The organism is Paraburkholderia sp. SG-MS1, from assembly GCF_012275575.1.
Taxonomy (GTDB): Bacteria; Pseudomonadota; Gammaproteobacteria; order Burkholderiales; family Burkholderiaceae; genus Paraburkholderia.
The window spans coordinates 18,036-29,127 of record NZ_NPIH01000223.1; the positions used below are offsets into that span (position 1 = coordinate 18,036).

Sequence of the window (11,092 nt, forward strand, 5' to 3'; positions counted from 1 at the left end):
GGAGCTTTAGATGACCCAGATGGCGTTGGTGATCGATCTGAACGTGTGCGTGGGATGCCAGGCCTGCGTGACGAGCTGCAAGGAGTGGAACACGTCGGGCGAATCGGGCAGTCTCGCCGATCTTAAGCCGTACGACGCGGACCCGTCCGGCACCTTCTTCAACCGCGTGCATAGTTTCGAAGCCGGCAGTTTCCCGGATGCGGAGACGATCCATTTTCCGAAATCGTGTCTGCACTGCGAGGACCCGCCGTGCGTGCCGGTCTGTCCGACCGGGGCGAGCTACAAGCGCAAGGAGGACGGTCTGGTGCTGGTCGATTTCGACCGCTGCATCGGTTGTAAGTATTGCGCGTGGGCGTGCCCTTACGGCGCGCGCGAACTCGACGAAGCGCGCAAGGAGATGACCAAGTGCACGTTGTGCGTGGATCGCATTCACGATGAACATCTGTCCGAACGGGACCGGCAGCCGGCGTGTGTGCTCGCGTGCCCGACGTCGGCGCGGCTCTTTGGCGACATTCACGATCCGCAGTCGGTGGTGTCGAAAGCGATCGAGGAGCGTGGCGGCTATCAGCTGATGCCCGAGTGGAACACCCGGCCCGCGAATCATTATCTGCCGCGCGCGCCCACCGCGGCGTCGGGCTGCGGCAGCGACGCGTGCTCGTGCAAAGCGGCCGGCTCGTCCGCCACCGACACGGCGCTCGCGCCCGCTTCGCTCGACACGCAACTGGCGCGCGGCGAAGTGCATCTCGCGTCGATGGCGACGCGCATCTAAACGCGCATCTAACGGAACCCACACAGGACCTCACGATGAATCCTGCATTCTCCGTAGTTTTCCTCACTACTCTAAGCGGCGCGGCCCAAGGCTTGCTGATCGCGCTCGTCGGCGTGGAGAGCGCGGCGCAACTGGGTTTCGTCGCGCCTCCCACGGCTGCGTTCTATCTCGTCGGCGCGGCGGTGTCGGTGATGTTGGGCGGGCTCGGGCTGATCGCGTCGTTCTTCCATCTCGGTCATCCCGAGCGCGCATGGCGGGCGATCGCGATGTGGCGAACTTCGTGGCTCTCGCGTGAATGTCTGTGCCTGCCCGCGTTTCTCGCCTGCGCGTTTTTCTACGGCGTCGCGCACTGGTTCGCCTCGCCGTGGTCGCTCGTGCTGGGCTGGCTCGGCGTGCTGGCGAGCGCGACCCTGTTCGTCTGCACCGCGATGATCTACGCGTGCCTGCGCTTCCTGCAGGAATGGGCGACGCCGCTCACGCTGGTCAACTTTGTGCTGCTCGGCTGCGCGTCGGGCTTCACGCTGGCGACGGCGCTGAGCGCGTGGTGCGCGCCCGCGTTGACAGCGGGGCTCGCCGTCTGCGCGTGCGTGCTGACGCTCGCGGGCTGCGCGAGCCGCTCGGCGTCGCTGGTGCGCAATGCGCGTTTGCGGCCGAAATCGACGGTGCAGAGCGCGACCGGTATCCGCAGTCCGAAGCTCGTGCAGGTGTCGCGCGGCTTCACGGCCGGCGCCTTCAATCTGCGCGAGTTCTTTCACGGCAAGTCGGCGGGGACGCTGCGCGGCATCAAGTGGGGCTTTCTCGTCACGGCGTTCCTCGTGCCGGTCGTGTTGATGGCGCTCGGCGCGCGGCTGGATTCGATCGGCGTGTCGCTCGGGTTGCTGGCCGCGGCCTGTCTCGTGCAGTACGCGGGCCTCGTCGCGGAACGCTGGTTTTTCTTCGCCGAAGCGAAGCATCCGCAAAATCTCTACTACGCGAGAGTCGGCTGACAGGCGCGTCGCAGTATCGCGCGGTTGCGAAGCGGGCGGGTCGAGCAGGGTGCTCTATTGCGTGCCGAGTGGATGGACGGTTGAGCGCGCCGGCCGGCGCGCTCAATCAACGTCCACCGCTTTACCCGCATGCGCCAACTTCACCACACGCCGTACAGAAATCACAGCCGTCCTTGCGAATCACCGCGTTCGCACCGCACGACCCGCACTTGCGCCCGAGCATCGTGTGCAGTCCCTGCGCGCCGCCGGGCTGCGCCAACACGTCGGCATCGGCACTGGCGTCAGCGGGCGGCGGGCGCAGCCCGAAGTCCGCCGACAACGCCGTCTCCGCTTTCATCTGCCCGCGTGGCAGACGCGCCAGCATGCGCGACGGCACCTGATTGCCCTCGGCATCGAGAAAGCCGCGCCGATGCAGAATCTGCTGGATCGCAAACGCGAGTGCCGCCACCTCCGAATCGTGCCAGCGCGGCGCGCGATGCCCGTCGAGCCGTTGCACGTCGCCGAGCCGGACCTGTCCGCGATCCCACGAGACCTTGCGCATATCCTGGAGGTTGCGCGCGACGAACCCGCCGCGCGCGGCGAGCGACAGCGAGCGCATCGTCGCCGTGATCCATTGCTGCGATTCGTCGCGCTGGCCGGTGGGAATGAAGAATTCGATCGGCCGCTCGATCGTCACGTCCTCACCGCCCAGACGCCCGGTCACCTCGATGAACGACGCCGCCACGTAGAGCGACTTCTTGCCGGCCTGGGTCAGATACTCGACCTTCTCGATGATCGCCGGCAACTCGCCTTTGGGCCGATGATCGATCGCGATTCGCAACGGATCGAGATCGTTCTCGGCGAGCGTGTCGTCCGCTTGCGGCGGGCTCACGCTCAGCACCGCGCCGAGCGTCTCGTTCGGGCGATAGGTGGCGAGGCCCTTGAGGCCGTTTTTCCACGCGTCGAAGTAGAGGCTTTCGAACGCTTCGAACGGATAGTCGGCGGGCACGTTGACCGTCTTCGAGATCGACGTGTCCACGTAAGGCTGCACGGCCGCCATCATGTCGAGGTGGTCGCGCGCCGACATCTGCAGCGCGCTGACGAAATACTCCGGCAGGTTCTTCACGTCGCCGCCGAGTTCGCGATAGAGCCGGTACGCGTAGTCCTCGACGTCGAACGATTCGCGCCCGCCATCGGCCATCACCTTCATGCGCGTGTAGGTCCATGAGAAGGCAGGCTCGATGCCATTCGACGCGTTGTCCGCGAACGCGAGGCTCACGGTGCCGGTCGGCGCGATCGACAGCAGATGGCTGTTGCGGATGCCGTCGCGGCGGATCGCCTGCTTGATATCGTCGGGCAGGCGCGACGCAAAGGTGCCAGCTTCCAGGTAGCGCCCGGCGTCGAATAGTGGAAACGCGCCGCGCTCCTTCGCCAGCTCCACCGACGCGCGATACGCCTCGTCGCGCATCAGCTGCGCGATGCGCACCGCGAAGAAGCGGCCTTCCTGCGAGTCGTAGCGCAAGCCGAGCATCACGAGCGTGTCGCCGAGACCGGTGAAGCCCACGCCGATGCGCCGCTTCGCGCGCGACTCGTCATATTGCTGCGGCAGCGGCCACAGCGTGACGTCGAGCACGTTGTCGAGAAAACGCACCTGCGTGCGAGTGCGCCGCGCGAGGCCGTCCCAGTCGAACGAAGGCTTGCTGCCTTTCATCTGCGCGAACGGGTCGATCACGAAGCGCGTCAGGTTCAACGGCCCGAGATTGCAGCAGCCGTACGCCGGCAACGGTTGTTCGCCGCACGGGTTGGTCGCGCGGATGGTTTCGACGGCGCGCAGATTGTTGTCCTCGTTCATCCGCGAGATGAACACGATGCCGGGCTCCGCGACGTCGTACGTGGAGCGCATGATGCGATCCCAGATCTCGCGGGCGGGGCGTTCGCTGTAGACCCACTGGCCGTCTTCGCGTTGCCGAACGTCGCCGGCCGAGCGCAGCGCCGGCGACGGTTCGGCCCGATGCACAAGTTGCCAGGGCTGATCTTCTTCGACGGCGCGCATGAATTCATCGGTGACGCCGACCGACACGTTGAAGTTGTTCCAACGGCCCTTCGAATGCTTGGCCTCGATGAATTCAAGCAGATCGGGGTGGCTGCAATCGAGCACGGCCATTTGCGCGCCGCGCCGCGAGCCGGCGCTTTCGACCGTGCGGCACGACGCGTCGAACACGTCCATATAACTGCACGGTCCCGACGCCGATGAACTCGTGGTGTGAACGCGCGCGCCCTTGGGCCGGATCGCGGAGAAGTTGTAGCCGACGCCGCCGCCGCGGCGCATGGTTTCGGCTGCTTGCAGCAGTGCGACGTAGATGCCGGGCAGGCCCTGCTCGTCGACGCCCTGGATCGCGTCGCCAACCGGCTGCACGAAGCAGTTGATCAGCGTGGCGGCGATGCCGGTGCCCGCCGCGCTCATGATGCGGCCGGCGCCGAGCGCGCCGTGCCGCAGATTGTCGACGAACAGCGCCTCGACCGATTCGCGCAGCGCCGGCGGCTCGGCCTCGGCGACGCCGTGGGCGACGCGTTTGAACACGTCGTCGGCCGATTGTTCATCGCCTTTCGCGTATTTTTCGAGCAGAACGTCGACGGAAAATTGTTGCGGAGCGACGAGGGGAACGGGGGGAGCGGGGAGCGCGAGTGCCGCGCGGGTGTCCGGCGTGTCTTCTGCCATGGTAGGCCCTCAAACGGCGCCGCAGCAGGCGCGGCGCGGTGGGTGGATATGCGGGTCACTTTACCGTCGCGGAGAAAGCCGGCGGCTGACTTGTCGCAATGAGGTCCACCTTAGCGCACGTGGCGAAGGGCCGCAATCGGAGGTGTTCGGCGCGCGGCGTGAGGGAAGGGCGCCCGTGCATCATGGCGCGCGAGCGACGGCTTGCCCGGCGTATCGGCGCGATGCGCGCGCGGCCGGCAAAGAACCAGGCAGGAAGAGTGACGGCAGGGTGACAGCGCAGCAGCGGCGGCTCGAAGCGTCAGGCTTCCGCCAGCGCGCAGAGGATTTCGGCACAGATCATCGCGGAAGCATTCGACGGCGCCGGCCGTTCGGCGGGCTTGAACACCGCGTCGCCGCGGCGGATCTTGCGGCGCGATACCGCGCAGGTGCCGGAGGTATGCGCCGACCTGCGCCGCCAGCGTTGCTCGCCGTAATGACATCGCCCCGGTTCTACCCAGCGGATCACCAGCGTAGTGTCGGAGCGCTCCAGAATTTCGATGCGTACGCCATTGGTACCGTCAAGGGGGATGGACTCTAAGGTCATCATCATCGGCTCCGTAGTGTGGTGTGCCGAATGTAGTCCCGCGCGCGCCGGATAGCCATTGTGCCGCGGTTGAAACACTGTTCTCCAAATAGCAACAATGCCGCTTGACATTTACGATCGCCCGAAATGACGGACGTTACGCGCCGTTATTATGTGAATTTTTAATAGTGCGAGTTTTTGCAACGGAGTGTTGACTGGAGCGCGACGGAAGTGCTGCCTGCAGAAGGCGCCGCCGCTCCTTTAAGATAGGCCTCTCGAAGAGCCGCCGACCCGCCGACCCGCCGACCCGCCGACCGTATGCTGGCAGTGTAGCGGGTTTGGTTTTTTCCGGTCGGCTCGCGCGCACATCTCAAAAGAGAAGAACCCCGATGATTTCACGCCCGCCCGACACCTCGTCCGATCACCCCGTCCCGCCGGATCGCCTGAAAAAACAGAAGGCGGCCTCGCTCGCCCTGTACATCGGACTGGTGCTGCTGGCCATGTGGGTCGTGCGCGATTTCATCGTGGTGGTCGCGTGGGCCGGGGTGGTCGCGATCGCGCTGTGGCCGCTATTGCGCAAGGTCGAGGGCAACCGCTGGTTCACGGGCCGCACCACGCTGATCGCCGCAGCGCTCACGCTGGCGATTGCGCTGCTGGTGGTGCTGCCGGTCGGCATCGGCATCGCTCAGGCGCTGCGTGAGGCGCACGACCTGAACGAATGGTTCAGGAGCGCGCGGGAAAACGGCATCGCGCTGCCGGACTTCGTCGCGCGTTTGCCGTTCGGCGCGCAGCAGATTTCCGCATGGTGGCAGGCCAACCTCGCGCAGCCGCTGCGTGATTCGGCGGCGATGAAGGGCTTGCACAACCCCACGGTGATGATGCTCGGCCGCCGCTTCGGCGTGCGTGCGCTCCATGCGGTGGTGGTGTTCGGTTTCATGCTGGTGACGTTGTTCGTGATTTTCCAGGCGGGGCCGCGCCTGTCCGGCTCGCTGATCCGGGGCGTGCGGCGCGGTTTCGGCGACGACGGCGCAGAGCTTCTGCAACGGATGGCCGCCGCGGTGCGCGGCACGGTGTCGGGGCTCGTCGTGGTCGGACTCGGGGAGGGCGTGTTGCTGGGGGTTGCCTATTTCGTGACCGGCTTGCCGCATGCCGCGCTGCTCGGCTTCATTACCGCGATCGCCGCGATGCTGCCGTTCTGCGCGCCGATCACGTTCGGCCTCGCGGCGCTCTGGCTGCTCGCGCAGGGCTCGGTGGCTGCGGCCATGGGGCTGGTCGTGTTCGGGTCGATCGTGGTGTTCGTGGCCGAGCACTTCGTGCGGCCCGTGCTGATCGGCAATTCGACGCGCCTGCCGTTCCTGCTCGTGCTGTTCGGCATTCTCGGCGGGGCGGAGACGTTCGGGCTGCTCGGCATCTTCATCGGGCCCGCGCTGATGACGGTGCTGATGGTGTTGTGGACCGATCTGGTACGGTAGGGCGGGGTTTTCGCGCGCCCCGGCCCCGCTCACGGCCGCTGGTTAGATGGATGCTCGAGCGCCGGCGGCTTCATGCAGCCGAGCGTGTATTTCAACGCGGCCGGCAGCAGCGCGCTCCAGACTTCCCACGTGTGACCGCCGTCGATGATGCGCAGCGCCGCCGGATTGCCCGCCAGCCGCAGACGCGTGTATAGCGAGGACGCGTCGGCCTGGATCGCGAGGTCGTCGTCGCCGGCGGCGATGAACATCGGCAGGCGATACGGCCGGCTCATGTAGCGCTCCCACTGCGCCGGATAGTTGAGTTCGTGCCAGATTTCAGGATCGAACTGCCGGTCGCCAAACACGCCGACCCGGCGCGCGGCCGACGCGCGCGGCGGCTCGTTCGCGTAGATCGCGGGGCTCAGCAGCAGCGCGCCGCAGAATAGTTCCGGCTGTGTCAGCGCGTAGCGCAGCGCGCCGAAGCCGCCCATCGACACGCCGCCGATCGCCCGCCCGCCACGCTGGGTCGACACCGCGTAATGCGTTTCTATCTCGGGCAGCAGATCGCCAAAAAACGCGCTCTCCATCTTTTCCTTGCGATCGACGTACCAGTCGGTGCCGCCTTGCGGCATCACGATGACGACCGGCGGGATCTCCTTGCGGGCGATCAGGGTATCGGCGGCGCTTTGCAGGTGGCCTTGGGTGAGCCAGTCGTTGGCGTCGCCGTTGTTGCCGTGCAGAAGATAGAGCACAGGCATGCGCGCGGCGTCCTGACGATAGCCGCTCGGCAGATAGACCGTGTAGCCCCAGTCGCGGCCGAGCGCTTCGGCATAAAAGCTGCGGCTGACGACGGTGCCGGCACATGCCGGCATGCTGGCGGCGATCGATAGCAGGGCGAGTGCGAGGTGTAGGAGTGGACGCATGTGAGGTAGGAAGCCGGCGCGCAGCTTGCGCGCGGCCGTCATGCTATCAGCATCGGCGGCGGAATTGAGACAGGTTTGAGGCCGATTTAAGGGTAGGCGATACAGGCACGACGCGGACAGAGGCGCGCCACCCGCTTGCCCCGCAGGCATCGGCTCAGGACGACGTCCCGAGCGCGCCGACAAAGCGTCCGACGAAGCGCTTGAGCGGCGCCACGCCCAACGCGACGGCGAAGAGGGCGCCGACCGCGATCACATCGGCGAGCAGGCCGAGGGGGTAGTTCAGATAGCCGTCGGTCGCCGCATACAGCACCGAGTCGACCACCAGCGAGATCACCGCACCGGCGATGAAGCACAGCAGGCCTTTGCGCCCGATCACACCGACCCACGGCAGCCACTGCGCGAGCTTCTTCGCCCAGCCGAGCTCGATCAGATTGGCGACGAGCCAGGCGATGGCGAGGAAGTTGCCCGCCCGCAGCCAGGACAGATTCTGCTTGAGGCTCGCGTCGAACGGCCCGTGATGGATGAAGAGCTTGACATAGGCCGCGCCGGCCACGACCGCGAACGCGCTCAGGCTGACGATCCAGCCGAGCCGGTGCGCACTGACACGTTGATAAACCGGCTGGCATCGCGCGAGCACGCCGAGCACGAACAGCAACTGCCACGCGAACGGGTTGAAGTCCCAGTGCATGTCCGGCGCCGCGGGCAGGTAGGCGTCGATCGCCGGCGCGCCGGCCCACAATGCGACACTGCCGGCCAGCAGCAGCCACGGTTTGCTGCGGGCGAGCGGCAGGATCATCGGCACCAGCAGCGCGAAGAACGCGTACATCGGCAGCACCGAAGCCAGATAGGGCTGGCGGCGCAACAGCAGGATGTCGCGCAGCGCGCCGACGGGCGTGGCGATCAGATCGTCGAGATCGGTGGTGGCGAGATTCGGTCCGTCGATGCTGAACGCGCTCAACACCGCGCTGACCAGCAGCATCAACCCCGCGGTGACGAGGAACGCGCGATAGATTTCCAGCGAGCGCCGCAGGAAGCGGCTGCGCGCGATCGTCTCGTTGCGCCGTTCGGCGAGCGCCACGTAGGCCGTTGCGGTAGCGAAGCCGCCAAGGAACACGAAGACTTCGGCCGCATCGCACAACGCGTACGCGTGCAGCGTAAAGCGCGACAGGATGCTGCCGCCGATGTGGTCGACGACGATGATCAGCAGGACCAGGCCGCGGAAAAAGTCCAGCTCGATCAGGCGTGAAGATGAAGGTTGCATGGGTTGCGCCAAAGGCAGCCCCGTGCGACGGCGCGCTGATGCAGCGCGGCAGGCGTCTCACAAGGCTTTGGAATTGGATTGGACTCAGTGCTGCGGCGGGTATCGACCCATGTGGTGACCCATGTCGTGCTCACGTCGCCGCGTTCGACCCGCCTCGCGAGGCGCGGTGTCAGGGGCCACTAAAAAGACCCCGGAGGACGGCGCGGAGTTCCGCTGCGCCGCGGCAAAAACCGACCATTATATTTCTTTCCGTGACAAAGCCTCAGCGCAGGGCGCAGGCGCGAGTGCGGCGAAGCATCGTCGAATTCGCGCGGACCGCGCCGTCGCCTACCTGAACAGGAGCCGGGAAAAAAGTGGCAGCCGCACACAGTGGAGATTTCGCAACAATTTAAGAGATCGAAGCGACCCCCAATGGACGGCCAGCAATCGGCGTGTGAGGATTTCCTAAACGCGCGGCGGGGTCCTGAGCAGCACTGTCGAAGTGCCCGGAAGCGCCAGCAGAAGAAGCGGCCGGATCGAGTTGTCCGATTACTCGAGTGCAGGGAGATCATCATGAACAAGCGAGTGTTCGCGCTGGCTGTCTCCACCGCTGTGTCCGCCACTTTTGCCGCGTCCGCCGACGCACAGACCAGCGTCACGCTGTATGGCGTGATCGACGAGGGCGTCAATTACACCAACAATGTCGGCCGCGGCCACGTCTACGAACTGTCGAGCGGTTTCGCACAAGGCAGCCGCTGGGGCCTGAAAGGCGCCGAGGAACTCGGCGGCGGCCTCAAAGCAGTGTTCCAGATCGAGAACGGCTTCGACCTGAATACCGGGCGGCTCGCGCAGGGCGGCCGGATGTTCGGGCGGCAGGCGTACGTCGGCTTGAGTTCGGCGCCGTACGGCACACTGACCTTCGGCCGCCAGTACGATTCAGTGGTCGACTATCTGGCTCAAACCACCGCCAACGGCAACTGGGCCGGCACGCTGTTCTCGCACCCGCTCGACAACGACAACACCGACAACACTTTCCGTCTCGACAACACGGTCAAGTACGCCAGTCCGTCGATCTCCGGCTTCCAGTTCGGCGGCACCTACAGCTTCAGCAACGACACCCGCTTCGCGAACAATCGGGCGTACAGCATCGGCGGGCAATATGCGTACGCCGGCTTGCTGGTGGCCGCAGCGTATCTGCAGGCCGACAGCCCCGGCAATAACGCGAACGGTGCGATCACCGCGGACGACGCCGGTTTCATCGCAGCCCGCATGCGCGTGTTCGGCGGCGGCATTACCTATACCTTCGGTTCGGCGACGGCGGGCTTCGTCTACACCAACTCGAACTATCTGAATCCAACCGGCAACGGCTATCTCGGCACCACGCCGCTCGTGCCGCCCGGCGTGCTGCTGAACTCGTTGAAGTATCAGAACTTCGAGGTGAACGGCAAGTATCAGATTTCGCCGATGCTGTTCGTTGGCGCGCAGTACGTGTACACGATGGAGACCTACGACGCGTCGAACGGCGGCGTGAAGCCGCGCATTCACTCGTTCGGCCTGATGGCCGATTACAACCTGTCCAAACGCACCGACGTCTATCTTCAGGGCGAGTATCAGCAGGTCACGGGCGACCAGACCTTTTCGATTCTCGACTACGCCTTCATCCCCGGCACCCAGTCGCCTTCGTCGACGTCGAAGCAGGTCGTGGTGCGCGCGGCGATCCGGCATAAATTCTAGGCAGGCCGCTGCGGTGATTCATCGCGGTGTTTCATTGCGCGACGCGCTCGCGCCTCGACGGATGCTTTCCTGAAATCGCCTGCCCGACTGCTCAAAGGCGCGCGGTTTGTTTGCTCGCGTTCAACCGGCGAGTGCGCTGCCGGTTTCGCCAATGGTCCCGCGCAATGAACTCGCACGGCATGGCTCGCTCAAACGGTATCGCGCTGTCGCTGCCCGACAGCCGCGTCTTTCGTTTGCCGTAGACAAGCCCGCTTTTTTGCACGGAGACTTCATGAGCAATCGCGCGACACAGATACTTCCGCATCATCGTTATGTGCATTCGCTGGGCGCGCCCCTCGCGTGCGTGCAAGGCACGATCGCCAAGGTGTTCGACAGCCCGGACAATCACCACGGCGCCAATCACCAGCACTTCGTCATCAGGATCGACAAGGTGCTGAAGTTCGAGGGCGGGACGCAGAACCTGGTGGGGACGGAGGTCTTCGTCGCCGTGCGTTTCGGCGACAACGAGGGACTGGCGCAGGAAATCCCCGGCCTCCAGGCGGGGCAGCCGATCGAGGCGCAAGGCGAATATATCTCCGAAGCCAGCGCTTATCCGACCGCCGACAATTCGAATCCCGTGCTGCCGGTGCTGCACTTCACGCATCATCCGGTGGGCTATGTGAAGTACGCGGGGCAGTACTACAGCTAGCGCCCACGTTTGGTCATCGAAGTCAGGCGAGTTCGTCGAGG

The 11,092-nt window shown here is 65.4% G+C and carries 9 protein-coding genes; 5 read left to right on the forward strand and 4 right to left on the reverse strand.

Annotated features, from left to right (window positions below; all coding sequences use genetic code 11):
* The first annotated feature begins 10 nt into the window (after positions 1-10).
* Together CIC12_RS19770 and CIC12_RS19775 are read left to right on the forward strand one after the other, a co-directional pair.
* A complete protein-coding gene (locus tag CIC12_RS19770; protein WP_168666159.1) occupies positions 11-769 on the forward strand; it encodes a 4Fe-4S dicluster domain-containing protein in 759 nt (252 codons plus the stop codon).
* Between the two features lie 35 nt (positions 770-804).
* Positions 805-1,755, forward strand: a complete 951-nt coding sequence (locus CIC12_RS19775) for a dimethyl sulfoxide reductase anchor subunit family protein (RefSeq protein WP_168666161.1) — start codon at positions 805-807, stop codon at positions 1,753-1,755.
* 121 nt (positions 1,756-1,876) lie between these two features.
* Here CIC12_RS19775 and CIC12_RS19780 read toward each other — a convergent pair whose 3' ends face one another.
* A complete protein-coding gene (locus CIC12_RS19780) occupies positions 1,877-4,453 on the reverse strand; it encodes an adenosylcobalamin-dependent ribonucleoside-diphosphate reductase (protein WP_168666163.1) in 2,577 nt (858 codons plus the stop codon).
* A gap of 298 nt (positions 4,454-4,751) precedes the next feature.
* Positions 4,752-5,036, reverse strand: a complete 285-nt coding sequence (locus CIC12_RS19785; RefSeq protein ID WP_121323857.1) for a DUF3331 domain-containing protein — start codon at positions 5,034-5,036, stop codon at positions 4,752-4,754.
* Positions 5,037-5,404: 368 nt separating this feature from the next.
* Here CIC12_RS19785 and CIC12_RS19790 point away from each other — a divergent pair, with 368 nt between their 5' ends.
* The gene (locus tag CIC12_RS19790; protein ID WP_168666165.1) at positions 5,405-6,487 is read left to right on the forward strand and encodes an AI-2E family transporter; all 1,083 of its coding nucleotides are present in this window, start codon (positions 5,405-5,407) and stop codon (positions 6,485-6,487) included.
* 29 nt (positions 6,488-6,516) lie between these two features.
* On the opposite strand, the gene CIC12_RS19795 is transcribed toward CIC12_RS19790, so the two are convergent.
* Together CIC12_RS19795 and CIC12_RS19800 are read right to left on the reverse strand one after the other, a co-directional pair.
* A complete protein-coding gene (locus CIC12_RS19795; RefSeq protein ID WP_168666167.1) occupies positions 6,517-7,389 on the reverse strand; it encodes an alpha/beta hydrolase in 873 nt (290 codons plus the stop codon).
* Between the two features lie 154 nt (positions 7,390-7,543).
* Positions 7,544-8,650, reverse strand: coding sequence for an OpgC domain-containing protein (locus tag CIC12_RS19800; RefSeq protein ID WP_168666169.1), 1,107 nt, complete (start codon positions 8,648-8,650; stop codon positions 7,544-7,546).
* Positions 8,651-9,202: 552 nt separating this feature from the next.
* Between CIC12_RS19800 and CIC12_RS19805 the strand changes: the two genes are divergently transcribed.
* Complete coding sequence (locus CIC12_RS19805) at positions 9,203-10,363, forward strand: porin (RefSeq protein WP_168666171.1); 1,161 nt, start codon at positions 9,203-9,205, stop codon at positions 10,361-10,363.
* A gap of 271 nt (positions 10,364-10,634) precedes the next feature.
* A complete protein-coding gene (locus tag CIC12_RS19810) occupies positions 10,635-11,051 on the forward strand; it encodes a hypothetical protein (protein WP_168666173.1) in 417 nt (138 codons plus the stop codon).
* Positions 11,052-11,092 lie beyond the last annotated feature (41 nt).